Source organism: Paenibacillus sp. FSL L8-0708, from assembly GCF_038009325.1.
Classification (GTDB): domain Bacteria; phylum Bacillota; class Bacilli; order Paenibacillales; family Paenibacillaceae; genus Paenibacillus_AQ; species Paenibacillus_AQ odorifer.
Genome location: NZ_JBBPBC010000002.1, coordinates 147,173 through 166,334, shown reverse-complemented (window position 1 = coordinate 166,334; position 19,162 = coordinate 147,173). Strand labels below are relative to the sequence as shown.

The window sequence follows — 19,162 nt, the reverse complement described above, 5'->3', positions numbered from 1 at the left end:
GTTGGATAAATCAGCTTTCCATTTCCATTTATTGTCTTACCGTGGGTTTTATGTCAAAATGTTGGCGCTACCCCTTCATCTCCAAAAAATCAATCAGTTGCTCAATAGTATGGTTGGAAATGAGTTATTAATAGCCTCTATGACTTCATGTTTTCTCTCATTAATATTGTTTTTGACCATATCAATCAGTTTTTCTGGCAAAAAATCATTGAAAAAGCAATTATCAATGGGAACATTGTGTATTGTTCTTAAACCTTCTCCTAAAATATAGCCTAGACTTTTATCTCCCTCTTCCTGCTGGTATTCTTCCGCAGTACAACCTTCTATATAGGTCATAACTAAATATTCCTTTCCATTCTCCACCTGATAACTTATTACTTTAGGAGAAGGAATCACATCATTTACCCATTTTAGCCTATCTGCTTCGTCCATTAAACTTCCAGAATCTTTAACGTTTTTTTCTTTCAGCACATATTTTACAGAATTATCAAACTCTAAAATGTACAAAGATTGATAATGTCTTCCTTTTTCAATGATTGTAGTTTTAAGTAATTCTGAATGACTTACTAATTTACTTGGTATTGAGAATAGGTTATTCATCATTTTGTACTCCTCATTTGTGTATCTTGGCGTTATTTCCAATAACGTCTTATTCACAGACTCTATAAATAATTTCATATGTAGGGTATTCGCGAAATTTTTATACTAACCTGCCAGTTAGCTTAATGCTATTCCCATTCTAACAATTAACTCAGACTACTAGTTTATATTCGTTTAACAACAATATTGAGTTCCTTTAAAAAAGACCCCACCACATTGGTAGGGACTCTAAAGTAATATTTGTTCTTCCTTTTCTGATTCTACATATTTAAATACCTCTTTTGCTTTACCATCTGTGAAGTCTTCGATCTGCAAAGGTCTTTTATTGTTCATGGAGCGACGATCTGAAGTGGCCACAATGTCTTCCATAATTTTTTGTCTCATGGAAAGCATCCCTTCAGCTTTCGTCGTGATTTCCTCTCGAATACACTGCTCATAAAAGAATATCGTTTTGCCGATCCTATCATTTAACCATTTCAGCGAAGTGGTTTTATCATCTTCATCTTCCGGATCATACTCACGCTTAGTATCTGCGTAATTATCTTCAATGGCGCGTATTATGTAGCCGGCTAAATTACTTACATCCATATTACGTTTTTTATCGTATACATACTGTACGTTCTCACGTATAAGTACCTCACCATACTTATGGATCAGCTCTTTAGCTGTCTTTTTATTAATTTCAAAACGGGCTAACAAAGCGATGAGATCTTCTTGCGCGATATATTCCGCATCATTTAATCCTTCACGTCCTCCACGAGGGTTCGGGAAGATATGAAACACGATACCAACCACCTTAGCACCTTTTTTGATCTCTTCGAACGTAAATTTTATATCTGTCTTAGCTTCTAGTTCCATTTGAGAGGATAGTAAAATACGATTTTTCAAATGACTGTATTTCACATACTTACCTTCTTCCAGCTCAAGCATATCCCGTAACTGTTCCAGCGTAAATCTTCTCTTTTGGAGCGGGAGATACTGTTTAAGTAGCTTGTACAACTTGGAAGAGTAAAAGCTTTTCAAATAAAGCACATTCCACATTTTAAACTTCGTAAAGTTTTGCTGGAGCTGTAGTAAATAAGGGCGAAGCATTGAAGAAAACTCAAGTTCTATCGTACCTTTACCATGATAGTATCTTGCCGCAGCCAACCAGTGTGCTGACAGAGTGGATTGCATGCTCTTTTCTTCGATTATCACCTTTTTATCCTGTAAACCCTCAACAATATCACGAACGCGTTTATAGAAATTCTTCTCAGTAAGGTCTAGCTTCTCAGCAATATCCTTAACCTTGAAAAAATGAGTCTTAAATTGTGTATCATCTGGATGAATCCTAGATGCTAGTATGTATATTAGTCTCTCTTCGTATAGTGTGAGATTAGTCCTGGCCTCAATTAATGCATTAGATTCCGAAACGATGTAATGATCCGAGATGGCGTCATGTTCGAAATCGAACTCTAACTGCTGCTCTTTCTCTATCATGCGTTACCCTCACTAAACTTTATTTAATATATAGATTGTATTGTACCTTGAAAGTATTATCTACTCCCTTCGATGTGGCATTTTTTTCATGAATCTTACCCACTATCAGAGTTGTAACTCTAATAAATGCCACATCATAAGGAGTCTGAGTACTCAAAATATCAAATTTGATGGTGTTTCTATTAAAGTGCCACATGAAAAGGAGTCCAATGACGTTAAAAGTGGCATATAGTCGACTGTTTACTCCCGCAAGTGTGGCATTTTAACTAAAGTGCCACATGAAAAGGAGTCCAATGACGTTAAAAAGTGGCATATAATCGATTGTTCACTCCCGTAAGTGTGGCATTTAACTAAAGTGCCACATGAAAAGGAGTCCAATGACGTTAAAAGTGGCATATAATCGATTGTTCACTCCCGTAAGTGTGGCATTTTAACTAAAGGCCACATGAAAAGGAGTCAAATGACGTTAAAAGTGGCATATAATCGATTGTTACTCCCATAAGTGTGGCATTCTAACTAAAAGCCTCACTTATGGGAGTACTATAGTAACTTGTTTATTGCTATCTCAATAAACACTCCTTTTTATGTGGCACTTAGGCTAAAATGCTCTTAGAACAGACTTATTTCGGATGTAAATCAAAGGTGATTTCACTCAAATTCATGAAATCACCTTTGATTTTTAGAAAAGCTACAGTACAAAATGCCACACAAAAAGGATTAACTAAACCATATACAGCGGATCTTGTAATGACTCCCTTGTAAGTGGCACCTATACTCCCTTTAATGTGGCATTAGACTCCCTTCTATGTGGTACCTAGTACTCCTTTTTTTGTGGTCATAGACTCCCTTTGATGTGGCATTTAACTCCCTTCTTAGTGGCACTAATCTATGTTTAACCCTTACAGGTACTAGCATTTCAGCCTCTTAAAACAATAAACATATTAATAAAATAAAAGAATATAAACACATTAATAAATAACTATGTATATCACTTAAGAGATTAAGAGAATCTTCATCAATAAATCTCCAATTTTAAACCTTCTCTATACTCTATTCTCCTAGACTCTAATTAAGAACACTGAAACCCTTCATATAGAGTAATTCTAACCTCTAAAAACACAAAAAAAGCAACTTAGCTGGTTTTAAGTTGCTCCTACGCTATCGATAACCAAATGGTTAATTAACAGATACCTCAAACACACTAAACTTCAAAAGATCATTTTATTCAGGTAATAATCCTGATCACAACGATAAATTTTTTTTCATAAATTCTCTCTGAACCAACACTTTATTAATGGTTTGGATCACTTTAAATTGAATTTTATCTTCAGCAATAAATAAACTATCATTTTTTTAAAACTCTTATAAACTCACTAATCGCGACACTGATAAATCCCATAGTTTTCTTTCAATAGCATCACCAATTTCAATGACTCTTTTCCCGCTTCTTCCCACGGATATCTCATGAGAATACACTGAAAGTACATGTTTTCCATCAACCATAAGTTTAGTTTCTGATTCTTCATACATCGGTTAGCCTCACACAATTAATAATATATATATTATTATATTATTTAAGAAATATAATTGTCTGATTATTAATTCTCAGTTTCATTCTTAGAAATAGATCTTTTTATAAAAAAAGAGTTTGCCCATTGTTCCAAAGTAATCCCATGTTTCTCTATAAATTTATCAGTTTCATCTTTCTTATCATAAATAAATAACTCACTATCCTCTTCCTCATCTACTGATTTACCACCTGGTAAACGACCATAATTGTATTCATTAGGCGAAGCATGAAGCAATCGTACATACTCACCAGAAAGAGAACAAGCTCCAGCAAGAGCAGTATTATTAATATTCTCTGGAGCAAGCGCACCATAGATCGCACAATGAGTCATTTCTGCATTAAGCTTGTCACATAATCGGCACGTCGGGTATATTTTCTGTTTCATTATCATTTGGATAAAACCTCCATTATTTGTTCTGTTGAGATTATCATATAACGGAATTTCTAAAACTCAAAATATTTTATTCGTAAAAAGTATACGAATATATATAAGAAATTATCTTATATTCATAACGAAAATAAACAATATTAAACATTGCAGATTTGAAATCGTAGGATAGAACCTACTTAAACCGATCACATATAGCATTTAAAATTAGATAGCCTAGAATATTCAATAAAGGACAAGTTCCCTAATACAAGTCCCACAGAGGAGAGATAAATTTATGTATACTATCAATCAAAAAGAAAAACGGACAAAAGCTATCTATTTTAAGATAGGAGTAGCTTCAATAATTCTTATGTTATTTATGACTTTGGTTGTAATGGGACTTAATAATTTTTGCGAACGGCTTATAGATTTTGATAACATCAATTTGCAAACAATTGTTTTCTTTATTTTGCTCTTAATTGTTCTGCCTCTATTTCATGAAAGTATACACTGGGTTCTACTTAAAAGAGGTAACGAATCAGGAAATATTAAATTCCGTTATAAATCAGTTACTTTTGACGGGAAAGTATCCAAACTAAGATATACCTGTCAGATTATATCTCCGTTCATATGGATATCATTCTTTCTAGCGCTCATTACGTTTTATTCTCCAGGCTATGAAGGGATCTTTGCTTCATTCATCCTTGCTTCACATGCCGCAGGTTGCAATAGTGATTTATACTCTTTTTATATTTCGCTAAAACATTGGAATCAAATTTCTTATGTCACTGATGATGATGATCATGTGTATTTTCATTTTCATGAGGATTAGTAATCAAGCGTTACGCTGCCATTAGCTTAACAACAATAAAAAAGGGAAAGCTATGAATTCAGCTTTCCCTTTTTTTTGTTTCTACATAGTAATTTATCTAAAAATTAAATACCATCTGTCCTTCTGACACATTATATGATTTCTTCCTCTTAGATACCGGCGTTTTCCCTTCAACAAGGAGTTCCAGCTTCCATTCGTTTTCTCTCATAACATTTGATTCAACTGGTTTAGTTGTCAATGCTAACAACCACCGGCGGAAATCGATATCGTTTAACTGTACCTTAGTAGGATCCCAATGCAGTTCATATGGTTCAAGAAATGATGTTCTTGATACAGTTATACCATCGACCCCTAGATCAATGTTATTGGCTACATATATGATCTGTTGTTCAAACCGCCCATGCATGTCTTCTGGAACGATGGAGTGTACCCAAGATACTAACGCGTCTTCCAAAGTTGTTCCAAAATACGTAGAGGTAGTAGGAACTTTATCAATGATATTATCCACTTCCAAATCTGTTATTACTGCTGTAGGAGAAATAGGAACCAAATGTGTAGGCGTAACAGACATCTTGCCCCAAATGGATTCAGCACTCTCTACTCCAGCAATATTGTTCCCTACAAAGCGTTTAGCAAGCTCATTCGCCAAACTTCCTCCGGAACTTTCCGTTAAGGCAGCAAGACCATCCTGACTAAACTGTCCTTCTAAAGCAAGCGCTGTAACCATTTTCGTGGCCATAAGATTGATCGCTAATTCCTGCATCGTACCTTTATAACCGCTATACACAGTTTCACACAGCGCCTGCTGACCAATTCTCCAATGTCGCCGGCTTGCTTGACGAACAATAGATAATCGATAACCCGTTTGATAAAAATAGAGAGACGGGAAATTCAGAAGATCTAAACCTGTACTCACCAAAATTGGATTCGTGAGCATAACTTGAATTCCTTCTTGTTCCCGCTCCGCAATCCAAGCTTCCCGTAGAGGCCCATCTACACTGGATTCTAGAACACCTGTTTTGATTCCGCGCTCCTCAAATAAGGTTTGTAAGCGCTCGAGTGTACCCAGCTTTCCAGTGTACGTAGCATAGACTCCAACTTTCCGTCCCGCTTTGATCCTTGCCCTAGCGAATTTGATCAGCTGCAGTTCTTTTGGATATAACAACCGATCGCTAAGTCGATATCGCGGCGAGACAATCTCTTCTCCTGTGTCAGGATGATAGACACCTTGAAAGTTGAATGGTACATCTGGATAAGATAAAAGTGTATTAAGTAAACTTCCGAGTAAGACAGGTTGTCCACCTGCCTCAATTTCTTTCTGTACAGCTTTACGCAATAGATCAGATACTTCATTCAAGTTCTTTTCCAAATACCACGAGGGAGCCAATAATCGAATACCCTTCTTCACTATTCGTTTAGTTCGTCCTGGCTTTCGGTGAATTCGCGTTGTACAGGATACAAAGGTTCTTTCTCCCCCAAGCTTAACGTTCAAGGGCCCTTCCTGCAGCTCAGGTAAAACTTCGAACATATCAGACATCTGAATAAAGCAGGCGACGTCACTTAGCATGTCCGTGAAAAGCTGAGGTGCAGCTGCCGGCAATTCCTTTACACTAGTTCGAACAGGAGATCCATTACTGGATGAATTCAATGCATTATCCTTACGAATTTTGGTTACCCTTTCTCGTACGCCATAAAGATCGATCCATTTCCCAACATCACCCCAATTAAACCCCATTTGCTTCAATCGCTGTGGAAACATACGAAAAATAAGCTCAAATAGGTTACTAGCATATCCATTGAGCAGTGTCCCCGTCATTGCAATGGACTTCTTCGCACAACCAATTAATACATGAAAAGCATGCGCTTGAGCGCTTCCACCCGTAAGTTCGTGGCATTCATCTCCAATAGCTAGATCAAATTTATTTTTGAAATAACGCTTAAAGAGGTTCGCTGGCGACACTTTACGAGGAGCTGGACCTACTGGCTTTTTCGCTAGCCCTGAGTAGCTGCTTTGATCATGATTCTTCGCCGTCCACAAGGAAGCATTACATTTACGATTTCCCATCTCATAAATAGGTCTCTTTTTAATAGATCCATCCAACTGTGACTCCTCTACATGCCGTGTGGCCTTAACATAAGAAACCAAATTGGAACAATATAGATTATTTTTACGCCGAGTCGGCTTTCCCTGTTTATTAAAGAAATCTTCGTACTCCATCGGTACTAGATCTCTCTCTTCTTCTTTCATGAGTAAACCACCACAGTCCGGACAAACCCATCCCTTAAAGGCTGTTTTTGTAATAGCTTTATCCTCGCTACCTCCCTTTGGGATACAGATATACGTACGATCTACCCACTTAGCTGCAGGAGTATTAACATATCCTAATTTGGCTGTATCCCTTGCAATAATATAGACCTCTATCTTTGTAGGAGCAGTCTCCATTTTTTTGCTATCTCTTAAGTGGATAACATCAACATAATTATTCAAAAACTGGACTTCAAATAACTCTTTATTTAGGAGAAGTCCGACTTCACGCTTTGTTTTCTCAATGAGATGGTTTGGAACCATATATATTACGCGACCTCGACCATGCAGAACTTCTGAGAGCAGTGCGAAAAAGGTAGCAATACTCATAGCCGTTTTACCGGTGCCTGGCTCACCAATAAGGAAAAGATTACGTGATTTACGTAGACCTTTAATCAAAGCAGTTACAAGGTGAGCTTGGGACTTAAACAAAGGCCGCTTAAAATGATTGAGGATCTCAAGTGGTTCATCTCTCCCTGGGTGATGGATCGGCACATACTCTTTATCCAAGCGCCGGATTAAATCCGCTCCGAACATGGATAAATAATCCCCTATGTTTTCAATGTCCATCAGTGTAATGAGTTCTCCCGCTCCTATAACCCCATCTTCTGTCTCAAGCTCTGCTTCGTTTCCCTGCTCTTGAACACCTGACTGCTGATCATTGATCTCTAATAGCTCATCTTGGCTTTTTTCCATAACCGCAGGATAATTCAAATTAGACAACCTCCTGTACTTGTTCATCTTCTGTGAGTATTAATGCGCCAGTCTGAAGACCAAATGAAATACAGCCATCAAGCACATCTTCCTCAACCAGTAATTCATAAACGACCAATTCAGGATTATCATTTGAAAAATCATGTACGTTCAAAGGAACTAAGCCTTTACTTTTTATTAGCTGCTCATAGAGATAAGGTGTCCACTCTTCAAGCAATGGTGTCTCATAATACGAATCAATGGTCCAAAAAAGCTTCTCATGAATGTTCCCATCCCATGCGAATATGATATAGCCATCTTTTTGGCGTTCTAATACCTTTTCACTCACGACTAACCCAGTAACAAAAGTATCATCCTCGCGTAAAGACATATGCTTATATTTTCCGGATGGATATACATAAAGTGAGCTCTTATCATAATCTTTTTCACCAATCCGTGGTGCATGAGATATTCGGAAGAAAACATCACTTTTCTTCCGAGAATGATGAAATTGAGCAAACATCGCCTGCACTCTGGAATCAATATCAATGACGTTTGCATACACCAACTCATTCTGTTGCTTTCGATCTTTCTCATTTACTTCACGGGTTACAATAATAGAAGTATGTGTTTTTACATAAATATCTTTATGCTTAAACTCCATGAATTTCATATTTTCTATTCCTCCAGATTCGTTCTTTTTTAGCTTTGAATAGTACGAATGTTGCCATACCGATCTACAATTTTAAAAGTAATCGTAAACTTTTCACGTTCGGTAATTACGGTTTCATTGTCTGTTACCTCGGTAGTACTAATACTCTCTTTTTTGACAACCCCTTTAAGAACATGAAGAAGTTTCCCACTTCCCACTTTTCCGTTCAGTTTTCCAGAAGCCATTCTAAGTACTCTGTGCATTTCTTTGTCTGGGAGGAGCGGCTGCAGTCGTTCTGCAGGCTTCTTAGGGGTTGACCATTCCATCCCTTTACGAGTGAGTGAAGATAGGCGTGATACCTCTCTCACATGGTCTACGTCGATATGACTCGAGCGAAATAGCTTAGGGCTAATGTTTCCAGGAAACACTTTATATAGTGGGGTCTCTGCCATCGGAATACGTTGTAGTTCGCTTCCCTCAAGCATTAATCCCAAGATTCGCTGTACCTCATTCCTATCAATATATTTAGTAGCCCTCTTTCTTCCGATCGTATACACCTGATTGAAGGTATCATCATGGGAGGCATATACACGGATATCATCCAAGTTGGCCACCAAAATATTCACTATATCTTTGGTCATACGACCACGAGGGATATTAAATATTAGGATTCCATCCACAGCAACATAAGGGAAAAGCTGCCGAAGAAACCGCTTTTCTTTACGCTCCATCTTCGATTCTAACGTCTCGCTATCGTTATCATAGGGAGGATTAAGGTACATGAGTCTAAAGGTATCTCTGCTGATACGACACTCTTCATATCCCCCGTATAGAGCGTAGTTCGCACGTTCTCGAAGTTCGAGATACTTCTCTTCATTTGGCTCAATCCCGAAGGTTACCGCCTCAGTGCCTTCTGTCATGACATTCAATGCATTTCCACTGCCGGCACAAAAGTCGGCTACAGAAAATGCGGATTTCGGAAATTGAAGAAGACTACGAATACACAGCGTATCCTGATCTTTAGTCTCAAAATTGCCCATTCTCACTTTGTTATGAATAACCCGGTCAAACATATCTTTCATCTGATTGGACGACATCTATTTCCCTCCTAATTTTTAGCCAAAAAAAAGAGCTGCAGCATGACGCGCAACTCTTTTAGGCATCCTGTTATAGTAATCCCACACACCATTGCTACTACTAAGCCCTTGTCATAGGCACGGAAGTAAAACTGCAGTTACCGATGGATCACCTTCTAATGTCAGATACCCAGGGCTCTTCGAACCACTCACTCGGATCTGAACATTTTTGGTTTCTCGGTTGCCCAGAAGTAAAGCTTCACGTAGATACTTTCCATTAAATTTCATGACGGGGAAAGAAGCATTAGCATCTAAAATAGCTGTAGGAAATCCTTCTGTCAGTGCACTGTTTTTTGATTGAGTATGAACAACAAATTCTCCTGTTGTATCAACTTCAAGCGTCACACGATTATTTTGAGCATCCAGTGACAAAGCACGATAAAGTGTCTTATCCAGCTCCTCTTTAGATAAAGTAATCGTGATTCCCTGATCTATCCCCTTAAAAGCTACAGAAAGATCTGGAAAAGTCGCATCAATCAATCTACCAAAATAGACAATGTTCTTATCTCTTAGGATTAAGTAAGTACTCGTTACTGCGAGTTGAATCGCAACCGAGTCTTTTAATGAATCCACAATCTGTTTAAAGTTCTGTGCAGGGACAATTGAGGACAGAAACGTTTCCGGAGTATCTATAGGGATGTCCGAAACAAATCTACTAATCCGATGACGATCCGTTGCTTGGAATCCTAATTTCCCCTCATGATTATAGATATGTATACCATTCAGTGCGGGTGTTTTTTCATCCGTAGCTGTAAAAAGTGATGTAACAGCAGCTCTTCGAAGAGTCTCTAATGAAATAGGGATCATATCTGTTTTCCCCAAGACGGGAAGCGCAGGGAATTCATCAGAGTCTAAGACACTAAGATTAGCCTTACCACTCTTTCCATATTGAACATGCACTGATGATTCCTTTCTTGTCAGCGTCAAACTACCAGCAGGCAACCGCTTAATAAGTTCGATCCCTTCTTTTGCTGGGAACAAATAACTCCCCTTTACCCCGCCTGTATTTTTCACCTCCATCATCTGCAGCACGGATTGACTAACGTCTACAGCCGTGATGAACAGAGTATCACCATTCAAGTCAAACTTTATCGTTTGCATGATAGGGATAGCGCTCGATTTAGGTATAACCTTCCCGCAGATTGTTAGTGCATTCATGAGGGCACCGTGATCTACTACAAAAGCCATCTCACTCGTTACCGCTACTTCTTCTTTTTCATCCACATGATTTTCATGACGCTGCTCCAAAAGTATTTCCATTAGTATCTTCCTCCCAGTTTTTAGGCACAAAAAAAGCCATGGAAAATAAAAAAAACATACCTGTGGCATGCTTCTTAATCTCCATGGCAAATTCTATGCCTGTTATTTTTTATCCGTTAACCGGATATACTCCTTCACTCGCCGAAAAGGTAGACGGCGGTGAAAATAAATACCTTTCGTAATATCCGTATTATAACAGTTCAACGTCTTTACAATCAATATAAATGGTTCTCATACCTATAAAATAAAGATACCCTCTTTTTGAAGAAGGTATCTTTATTAATTTATGAGTTACCAATGATTCTCTTGGGTAGTTCTAATCCTTCCGGAATCGAAATGTAACAGCGCGTTAGAAGAAATCCAATACAATTGACCTGCATGCCTTCTAACAGACTGTACCCATTTTTAGTAGATACCAGTGAATATACATGATATTCTTTGAACTCTTCGAGAATCATTTTTAAATGTTGCTGTGTTAAGCCAGTCCATACATTCCCGAAAAAACTTTGATCGTAACTCACCCGCTTCACGAAAAGTGGATGTGTCACCGCTGTTTTGTTCGAAGATGGAGGTATGACTACGCTAGCTTTGTTAATGAATGTGTCAAAATGGTACTCGATAACCAACTCTTGTATCAAGGATTCTGTCATTTCCCCATAAAAGTTGAATAACCTTCCATGACAATACTCAGTTAATACAGTGATACCATCCATAGTACACCAGATCATAACATTCTCACTAACCTCTAAACCTCTTGACCGGAGCATCCCCTCACATATAAATCCAAAACGTCCTAACTCGAATCCAGAAGAGACTTGTGAAGCAAAATCGATCAGTTGACGCTTGGAATCATCGGCGGCTTGCTGGACACTGAGTGGATCAGTAGAGCGAGGTAGATATAGCGTGATTTCACTTTCACTTTCATTCTCTTTAATATCATAGTAGATATTTAATTTTTGACAGAGAGCACGAACGGCATGAACTGAAGGATCATCTATACCATAATCTATATGGCAAATCGACCAGTCCCCTTCGTGATAGGCAGAAACAAATGTTGTGAGAATGTCAGCTACATCTTCATCTACAATATCAAATCCGAATTTAAAATCAGCTGATAGGAACATTCTTTCTAATTGCTTTATATGTTCTTTACTTATATAAGTCTTGGGTAACTCTTTAATTTCTATATTTTCTATGGTCATTGACACTATTATCACTCCTGCTTCTTTTTATCACTCCAGCTTAAATCTCGTTTACAGATTCTTTTCCATTTCCCTCCGAAATACAGCTACTCGAAGTGCCTGTAACTCTTGACGAGAAATGTAATCAGGGATTGCCTGAGGAAGGGCGTTTGATTACCAACGCCTCTCCATAGGGGGAAAGTTAAGATGAAATCTAATAAAACTCAATCACTCTTAGTTCATTCACTACCAGTTTAATTTTTCTATCTCGAATAATAAGACGATACTTAAGCATCGAAGTTGAGCTATGCTCAGTGTTGTCGCCAACTTCATATTCCCAGAATCCATCTTCATGCTCGCTTATGGTTCTAAAAATATCTTTCACTACATCCTTTTCCTTAATTAATTTTTTCAGTCTGGATATAGACAACGGATATCTAACAATCACGGGATGCACTCTCGAGAATGGAACTAAATCCTTTATTAAGGTATTAGCATTTTCTAGTCCTACGTTATGAGCTGTATTGGTTTCCTGTGAGATATTAGAGCATAAACCCCGTTCTACCCTTTTATTTTTATCTGAGCTAATGCCAACAATCTTCATGACCATATTCAAAAGTGTCATCAGCGTTCACATCCTTTCATATTTACTATTTCAGTTGAGATCAATTGCACTCTTATCACTCCATGAACCCCAGCTATGCAAAAGCGCTACCGGTCCATATGTACTCTTTCCGTCAATTCCCATATACAGCAGATATCGAATTCCTTCTACGGTACCTTTATAGTCACTCGGCTGTTTCTCATATTCTGAGTACAACATGATGGGTTTGATTTGTAGATCTTCAACCTGGTTATTCATGTTCATCTCTTGAGCTGCTGCAGTTCCTACGCAGATATCAATAATCTCTCCATATGTACTAACTAAAGCATAGATATACATGTTTTCCCCCTAGAATGTTCGATTATTTAATCCAGCAGCAAAAATTATTTGCTTGTCACAGAAGTAGCTTCTGATCCTTTTTATTCATTAACTCCAATCATTACGAAGCTTTTGTAATGATTCTGAAAAGGACTCAATCCCATCGAAAGCGTACGCCCATATTTCTTCACTAAACACTAATACCTCTCCGTCAACGGCTAAATGATAAAGGGTGGCGGATCCATCCTCGGTTGTATATTCACTACTCTCTTCATCCAAGGAACCATGCTCTTTAAGATAATTGGTAATGATGATTTCAACAGTGGATGTGAAAGGAATGAGTTCTAACCCATGAACAGTACAACGAGCAATACCACCATCGATGATTTGCAAAAGAAACATTTATATTCCTCCTATGACAAGCCCCTTTCACCGCGGGGACTGTCTTATACTTCCCCGCGGCAGGGAACAACAAAAAGAAGTGATTGCTTAGCAATTCACTCCTCTTTATCTCCTATCAGATGAGGTTAATTGACCCTCAACCTTATCTTTAATAGTCCACTTTAGCGGGGATCGTTAAATGATCTCTCTAATCAGGACTGTAAAAGTTGTTTATTAGTCAAAACGTACCGATTAAACTTTGGAACAAGTTGACTACTCCAGATTCAAGCTTTATCTCTTAAAATGGCAGGTCATCGTCAGATATTTCGATCGGTTTACCATCTCCACTAAATGGATCCATCGTATAGTCATCAGATCTGCTACCAGAAGATGAGTTATTCTGATTCGCTTGCCGACCGGCAGAGTTCCCTCCGGAACTGTTATTAGCAGATTCTAAGAAACGAACGTTATCAGCGACAACTTCGGTCACATACACACGTTTACCCTCTCTATTCTCATAGTTCCGTACTTGAATACGGCCTTCTACAGCGCATAAACGGCCCTTTTTCAAATAATTAGCACATGTTTCTGCAAGCTGTCTCCAGGTCACGACAGGTATGAAATCTGCTTCACGTTCACCATTTGGTCCAGTGAAATTACGATCAACAGCAAGGGTAAAGGTCGTTGTTGCTACACCGGATGGGGTGTATCTGAGTTCCGGATCCCGAGTGAGTCTACCAATAAGAATTATTCTGTTTAACATTATCTATCAGCTCCTAATTCAATTTATTCAATCATCGCGGTCAACTGAGGCAAATAGCCATTGTCAACGAGATCGTCGATTCCCTTGCCTAAAGTTATATCCCACATAGCCAGGCTTAAAGACATATCTGTGTTCTTTGCAAAAAATTCTGCGCATAGTCCTAGTGTCTGTTGTACCTGTGGTGTGGTAACAATGTCGGCATCAAATGCAATCACTATATGTTTGCATCCCAGCTCTTTCAATACATCCAAGATCAAACTGTAGGTTCCTATCCCGGGAAGTCCTATAAAAGGTTTAAGTAAAGCTTCAGCCCCTTTATCAGCTTTTATCGGACCTTCAGTTATCCATACTTCAGAGCAATCTATAATGTCGGTTGGCATTTCTCCAATGTTCCAGTACGGAAGACATGGGGTCGGCAAGGCTAGATGATAAGGGAGCGGATTACCAATAGAGGAACCGTTTTTCTTGGAACCGCTACTCCACCACCAGTACCGCAGACCTTGCTTAAGTACAACACTGAATACAAATTGCTTCGATTTTGAATAACATTCTTTCTTGTCCTTCTCTGTAAGGATGACTTCTAGCTCTTTACCCTGAACATAGAGTCTGCATCTAGCACGCCGCATCCCGAATTGATTAGGTTCTAGTTCCTTCATGATTTCGCCCTTAATCGCACCTGCCATAACGAGTTCAAGCGGTGGATCATCTACACGAATCTGCCAGCCTGTAATTTCATTTGTTATTGATCGGAACGGAATCATTAGCCCAGCAGCTCCAGCCATAGTCCAATAAGAACCATAGGTTCCTTCTTTAGCGAAAAAACCAGGAACGCCTAATAAATCATTCTGATCACTCACACGATTGATTACAGCTTTAGCAATTTTATGTCTATTCATATTTGGCATCGTCCGGTATTGTCTTAGCTGGATCTCCTTATCAGAGAACTGGCGGACATTACGTAGATGGTAGAGATGATCACTCGACAAAGACATTTCTTCGATCATCGTGCGATAAACCTCATTCAGGTGAGAATTAGATTTTTTGTCTATCGACTCATCATACATAATCTCCACATTCGTCTTAGGAAGTGCATCCGGATCAAGATAATGCTTATACTGACGACCCATAGTCGTATCAATATAATCATCAGAAGGTACCCGCATACAGCGCACGATGGTCTGTTCATGGTTAATGGCACACCATCCTTCATGGCCGCAGATCGGACATACCGACTGTATCTCATACCATCCAGGTTGCCTACGAAGGCTACGTAATTTCATTTTTATGTTCCCCTCCTATTTTTATATTCAATTCCTGTTGTCTTTCTATCACTAATATTTTTGCCTTCAGAGAGTACACCGTAATCCGCTGCCTCTCCCGCCAAGAGAGATAGAGCTTTCATACAGAGTAAGAATCTAAGATTAACCCCCAGTTTTAGATTTATAACGTTTTCCAGGATTGCATCCAAAGGTCTGGAAAGCATAAAAAAAAGACACATTTCATAAGAAATGTGTCTTCAGGTTCATAACGGGCATCAAAAAAAGGACATACTTATAGCGTATGGCCTTATAGCGTCCATTATTTTACCTATCGCCTCTCGGCATCCCACTCTTCGCTGATATCGGACTGCGAAGAAAATAAATTGATTTCGTAATGTTTAGATTATAGCACCAGATCAGATTCGGGTAAACAGATAATACTAGGGCAAAAAAAAGAGCACCCCAACTTCGGAAGGTTTCCTAAGCTGGGGTGCTCATTGCGTGCATATAAGGTTTGATCAAATTTTAGCATAACATCACACTCATAGCAAGTGGCGCCATTCGATTAATTCTTCCAAAATTCTCTTTACTGAAAAAAAATATTATGCTATATTCGAAGTGCGTGCAAGACTAGGGATAGGTCTATCCATTTATAAAAAATGGAAGATTTTTAACCCTTTATTTTGTCGCACACAATTTTAATTGTGTGTTTTTTCAGTTTAACCAGAGTATCAATTTTTGATGAAAATGATTTAGCTGCTACCAAATATATGAGTAAAATAAATAGAAAAAAAGTCCCTATCGCGAGTACATTTAATCTCTGCGGCCGCCAAGCGTCGAGAATAAATGTTAGAGGAATAGGAACTTCACTTATTAGTATTTGTGATTTTATTCTATCACAGACTTTTTGAAAAGTGAAGTGCCTACTCTTCTTCAATGTTGCCTTTTTTTAGGGACGTAAAAGGAGAGTTTTTTTATGCTTGAAAGGAACCTTAAGGGTACGAATTATAAGCTAAGCTACTATCGTTATCGTCAAACAGGTGCTGAAGAATCTAAAATTCGTAGAGTTGGAAATGCTGATCAAATCTATATGCAAAAAGAGATTGAAAAGATCTATATCACTGAAGATGAAGTAAGACGATTTTCATTGGATAAACACGGTCAAGCTATCCCCTATGTAGATGGTCACATGACAATTATAAGTAACTACATATTTGATTACTGGGGGCATTTTTTATCTGCAGAAGGTATCGCACTCTATGGGCATCTCAAACGTTATTGTTATGGTGACAAGGATTACTGTTGGCCAGACCTCAACCTCATCTCTCAAAAGATGAATAAAAGCCGGAATACAGTAAAAAAATATATGACTATCCTTGAAAACTATGGTTTTGTTCTCATGTTTAACGTTCAGAATGCAGACAAGAACAATATGGAAGAAAGCCCTCTGTTCAAGGTGAGAAAAAAGGTCCCCTTCCTCCCTATGGATCTTTATGAGCAGCTGCCGGCAGAATTAAAGCTTGATCACGATCGATACATGCAATCCATTATAGAGCAGTTTGATCAAATTCTTAATCTGGATCCATCTATCGATTATAGCGAGGTATATGAGGATGTAATTAGTACTGGAACTGTCGTACGAAAACGAAAAACTCCCCTTGAGCTGGATAATGAGATGCAAATCCAGATTAAGATGCTAGAGAAGACTATAACTGAAGATGATAAGCTTATTTGGAACACAGCACTTGAGATAATGAGTAAGAGAATGACAAAACCATCATATGATACGTGGCTTAAAGGTTCCTTCTGTATCAAAAAGGGATTATCGTACACGGTGTATGCTCAGAACGAATTTGTATCTAACTGGATGAAAGACCAATTACATACAATGATTCTAGAAGCTCTACAGCAGGCTGGAGCTGACTTTGAAAACATTGAATACAGGTATATCACTTCTGATGAAGTGTAAATGAAAGAAGAACTCTTGATATTTAAAGAGTTCTTCTTTTTTGATTCGAAATATTCAAGCCACAAACAGTAGATTAAGAATACAGATGGGCATTCTAGCAGAGGAGTCTTTTACCTATTCAGATATTAGGAGCGAGGGAAAAACCTTTCCAACCAATTCCTCCCTCATTTCATCTACACTAGTAAACCTAGTTTCTTTATTTGGTGAAATTGCTCTTGATATGAAATTATTCAGCGCTTCATCATTTTCCCGATGAAAACGGCTAGTTCGACCAGTAATTATGAAATAAATCACTTTTCCAAGTGCGTATGTCTCATGTCTTATTTCATAATTTTCAAAACCAATTGATTCCAAATCGGTGTAGTCATTAATTGCTCCTTTTGTTTCTGTTCCCAGTCGTGTTAGCGTACTATTAGGGCGTTTAACCAAACCAAAATCCGAGACTTTTAATAACGTCGAACCGTCTTCAAAATGTTTTACTAAAATATTCGTATAGCTGATGTCTCTATGTAGTAATCCTTTTGAATGGATATATTCAAAAGCACGAAGTAATTGTACTACCAATCCCCTTCGTTTTTTGAAATGCAATGTGTTGTTAATCCTACTAATATAGTTGCTTAATGTTTCGTCTGCGAACTCCATTACATATTCATTTTCTTCTTCTTTATAACTGTACGCTTTGATAATGAATGGACTGTTGAGGTTTTTAAGATCATTAAACTCATTCTTGAACCGCTCCAGCTCATCGTGTCGCAAGCCAGGTTCTGCTCTTTTTACAGCGAAGTAACAATTATAAAAATCGTCTTTGTACTTAAATACTTTTGCGTAGGATCCCTCACCTATAAGTCGCATTTTCGCTAATATTTTTCCTTTATCGCCCAGAATAGTCATTGTTTCCGAGAGTATGAAAATGGGTTGATCTTCAATGATAGCAATTGAAGGGAAATCATCCGGGATTGGACTTCCCCCGCTTTTTTCTAAAAAAGATACGCATTTCCTAATTAATTCCTCATAATAGTTATTTATCTCAAATGCAAGTTCATTTTTAAGTGTTGATTGAACCAAACTGACTGTCTCAATTAGATCATTGAGTGCTCTACTTTGTGGCGCATTATAATGACCACCGCCGCTTGGGTGGCGCTTCTCATTCATAAATGAAAATAAATGATTGAAAAATTCGTGATAAATTGAAAATAGTTCCTTTAATCTTATGTCAGTAATATCTTCATAAAATCCACGGAATAGTGCTACTTTATCTGAATTACGAATTGAGGAGATTTGATCTAGTTTTAGTTGTAGAAAATTTGATTGATTAGTAGAAATTGAGATCCCTCCGTTATTCTATTTAATTTAGCAATAACATTATATCACTTCCATATCCTATCAATTGACTGAAATTCTCTTCCATATTTCACAATCTTGAAGAAAGAACAAGAAATCTAAAGGAGCTGCCTTATTGTTCAGGATTTATCAAATTCTGATTTCAAATCACATCTCATTTGCGCCTCTCAAATTTTGAGATACTGACTATGAAACATTGAAACGCCGCCTATCAATAATTGAGAATCGACGTATTTCAAAATTTGAGAGGCGGAATATCAATAGATTTCCCGCCTCTCAAATTTTGAAAGGCTGTGTCCCATTATTTTATAAGCGATCATGCTTCTCAAAGTCTGAGATACCCTCTTTCAAAATCTGAGATAGCCCTTCTCAAATATTGAGTTACCCCCTCTCAAATATTGAGAAGAAATAATAAGAACTAAATAAGACTTATTTATTAATCCTTATAA

General features: G+C 37.9%; 18 protein-coding genes. 2 read left to right on the top strand and 16 right to left on the bottom strand.

All coding sequences use genetic code 11. The features are described 5' to 3' along the window. Window positions 1-93 precede the first annotated feature (93 nt). The 4 genes from NYE58_RS36795 to NYE58_RS36780 all read right to left on the bottom strand — a co-directional run bounded on the left by NYE58_RS36795 (window position 94) and on the right by NYE58_RS36780 (window position 4,040). Window positions 94-678, bottom strand: coding sequence for a phosphotransferase (locus tag NYE58_RS36795; RefSeq protein ID WP_081383708.1), 585 nt, complete (start codon window positions 676-678; stop codon window positions 94-96). 150 nt (window positions 679-828) lie between these two features. Next, a complete protein-coding gene (locus NYE58_RS36790) occupies window positions 829-2,079 on the bottom strand; it encodes a replication initiation protein (protein ID WP_076179617.1) in 1,251 nt (416 codons plus the stop codon). A 1,362-nt stretch (window positions 2,080-3,441) separates the two neighbouring features. Continuing rightward, entirely contained in the window at window positions 3,442-3,609 is a 168-nt protein-coding gene (locus tag NYE58_RS36785) for a hypothetical protein (RefSeq protein ID WP_179086927.1), read from the bottom strand. Window positions 3,610-3,677: 68 nt separating this feature from the next. Continuing rightward, window positions 3,678-4,040 carry a hypothetical protein gene (locus NYE58_RS36780; protein WP_256715960.1) on the bottom strand — a complete coding sequence of 121 codons (363 nt, stop codon included), beginning with the start codon at window positions 4,038-4,040 and terminating at the stop codon, window positions 3,678-3,680. 274 nt (window positions 4,041-4,314) lie between these two features. Between NYE58_RS36780 and NYE58_RS36775 the strand changes: the two genes are divergently transcribed. Continuing rightward, window positions 4,315-4,851, top strand: coding sequence for a DUF3267 domain-containing protein (locus tag NYE58_RS36775; RefSeq protein ID WP_076179616.1), 537 nt, complete (start codon window positions 4,315-4,317; stop codon window positions 4,849-4,851). A 97-nt stretch (window positions 4,852-4,948) separates the two neighbouring features. Here NYE58_RS36775 and NYE58_RS36770 read toward each other — a convergent pair whose 3' ends face one another. The 11 genes from NYE58_RS36770 to NYE58_RS36720 form a co-directional block, all read right to left on the bottom strand. Beyond that, window positions 4,949-7,870, bottom strand: a complete 2,922-nt coding sequence (locus tag NYE58_RS36770; protein ID WP_256715959.1) for a hypothetical protein — start codon at window positions 7,868-7,870, stop codon at window positions 4,949-4,951. Between the two features lies 1 nt (window position 7,871). Further along, on the bottom strand, window positions 7,872-8,522 hold the full coding sequence (locus tag NYE58_RS36765) for a hypothetical protein (protein ID WP_076179615.1): 651 nt from the start codon (window positions 8,520-8,522) through the stop codon (window positions 7,872-7,874). Between the two features lie 29 nt (window positions 8,523-8,551). Next, a complete protein-coding gene (locus tag NYE58_RS36760; protein ID WP_076179614.1) occupies window positions 8,552-9,598 on the bottom strand; it encodes a DUF6094 domain-containing protein in 1,047 nt (348 codons plus the stop codon). Between the two features lie 111 nt (window positions 9,599-9,709). Then, complete coding sequence (gene dnaN, locus NYE58_RS36755; protein WP_076179613.1) at window positions 9,710-10,897, bottom strand: DNA polymerase III subunit beta; 1,188 nt, start codon at window positions 10,895-10,897, stop codon at window positions 9,710-9,712. A gap of 284 nt (window positions 10,898-11,181) precedes the next feature. After that, window positions 11,182-12,105: a hypothetical protein gene (locus NYE58_RS36750; protein WP_143766590.1), complete on the bottom strand. Its 924-nt coding sequence runs from the start codon at window positions 12,103-12,105 to the stop codon at window positions 11,182-11,184. A 187-nt stretch (window positions 12,106-12,292) separates the two neighbouring features. Then, window positions 12,293-12,703, bottom strand: a complete 411-nt coding sequence (locus NYE58_RS36745; protein WP_076179611.1) for a hypothetical protein — start codon at window positions 12,701-12,703, stop codon at window positions 12,293-12,295. A 30-nt stretch (window positions 12,704-12,733) separates the two neighbouring features. Beyond that, window positions 12,734-13,021 (bottom strand): hypothetical protein, encoded by a 288-nt coding sequence (locus NYE58_RS36740; RefSeq protein WP_076179610.1) that lies wholly within the window; start codon window positions 13,019-13,021, stop codon window positions 12,734-12,736. Window positions 13,022-13,108: 87 nt separating this feature from the next. Then, window positions 13,109-13,402, bottom strand: a complete 294-nt coding sequence (locus NYE58_RS36735) for a hypothetical protein (protein WP_076179609.1) — start codon at window positions 13,400-13,402, stop codon at window positions 13,109-13,111. A gap of 277 nt (window positions 13,403-13,679) precedes the next feature. After that, a complete protein-coding gene (gene ssb, locus NYE58_RS36730) occupies window positions 13,680-14,144 on the bottom strand; it encodes a single-stranded DNA-binding protein (RefSeq protein WP_076179608.1) in 465 nt (154 codons plus the stop codon). 23 nt (window positions 14,145-14,167) lie between these two features. Next, on the bottom strand, window positions 14,168-15,424 hold the full coding sequence (locus tag NYE58_RS36725) for a hypothetical protein (RefSeq protein ID WP_076179607.1): 1,257 nt from the start codon (window positions 15,422-15,424) through the stop codon (window positions 14,168-14,170). A gap of 2 nt (window positions 15,425-15,426) precedes the next feature. Continuing rightward, complete coding sequence (locus NYE58_RS36720) at window positions 15,427-15,612, bottom strand: hypothetical protein (RefSeq protein WP_340901292.1); 186 nt, start codon at window positions 15,610-15,612, stop codon at window positions 15,427-15,429. Window positions 15,613-16,379: 767 nt separating this feature from the next. Between NYE58_RS36720 and NYE58_RS36715 the strand changes: the two genes are divergently transcribed. Continuing rightward, a complete protein-coding gene (locus tag NYE58_RS36715) occupies window positions 16,380-17,372 on the top strand; it encodes a helix-turn-helix domain-containing protein (protein WP_076179604.1) in 993 nt (330 codons plus the stop codon). A gap of 114 nt (window positions 17,373-17,486) precedes the next feature. Here NYE58_RS36715 and NYE58_RS36710 read toward each other — a convergent pair whose 3' ends face one another. After that, a complete protein-coding gene (locus tag NYE58_RS36710) occupies window positions 17,487-18,524 on the bottom strand; it encodes a protein kinase domain-containing protein (protein ID WP_081383706.1) in 1,038 nt (345 codons plus the stop codon). Between the last annotated feature and the right edge of the window lie 638 nt (window positions 18,525-19,162).

Bases quoted from the DNA above. Each gene is read 5' to 3' on its own strand.
- NYE58_RS36795 (WP_081383708.1), bottom strand. From the start codon at position 678: ATGAAATTATTTATAGAGTCTGTGAATAAGACGTTATTGGAAATAACG.
- NYE58_RS36790 (WP_076179617.1), bottom strand. From the start codon at position 2,079: ATGATAGAGAAAGAGCAGCAGTTAGAGTTCGATTTCGAACATGACGCC.
- NYE58_RS36785 (WP_179086927.1), bottom strand. From the start codon at position 3,609: ATGTATGAAGAATCAGAAACTAAACTTATGGTTGATGGAAAACATGTA.
- NYE58_RS36780 (WP_256715960.1), bottom strand. From the start codon at position 4,040: ATGATAATGAAACAGAAAATATACCCGACGTGCCGATTATGTGACAAG.
- NYE58_RS36775 (WP_076179616.1), top strand. From the start codon at position 4,315: ATGTATACTATCAATCAAAAAGAAAAACGGACAAAAGCTATCTATTTT.
- NYE58_RS36765 (WP_076179615.1), bottom strand. From the start codon at position 8,522: ATGAAATTCATGGAGTTTAAGCATAAAGATATTTATGTAAAAACACAT.
- NYE58_RS36760 (WP_076179614.1), bottom strand. From the start codon at position 9,598: ATGTCGTCCAATCAGATGAAAGATATGTTTGACCGGGTTATTCATAAC.
- dnaN (WP_076179613.1), bottom strand. From the start codon at position 10,897: ATGGAAATACTTTTGGAGCAGCGTCATGAAAATCATGTGGATGAAAAA.
- NYE58_RS36745 (WP_076179611.1), bottom strand. From the start codon at position 12,703: ATGACACTTTTGAATATGGTCATGAAGATTGTTGGCATTAGCTCAGAT.
- NYE58_RS36740 (WP_076179610.1), bottom strand. From the start codon at position 13,021: ATGTATATCTATGCTTTAGTTAGTACATATGGAGAGATTATTGATATC.
- NYE58_RS36735 (WP_076179609.1), bottom strand. From the start codon at position 13,402: ATGTTTCTTTTGCAAATCATCGATGGTGGTATTGCTCGTTGTACTGTT.
- ssb (WP_076179608.1), bottom strand. From the start codon at position 14,144: ATGTTAAACAGAATAATTCTTATTGGTAGACTCACTCGGGATCCGGAA.
- NYE58_RS36725 (WP_076179607.1), bottom strand. From the start codon at position 15,424: ATGAAATTACGTAGCCTTCGTAGGCAACCTGGATGGTATGAGATACAG.
- NYE58_RS36715 (WP_076179604.1), top strand. From the start codon at position 16,380: ATGCTTGAAAGGAACCTTAAGGGTACGAATTATAAGCTAAGCTACTAT.
- NYE58_RS36710 (WP_081383706.1), bottom strand. From the start codon at position 18,524: ATGAATGAGAAGCGCCACCCAAGCGGCGGTGGTCATTATAATGCGCCA.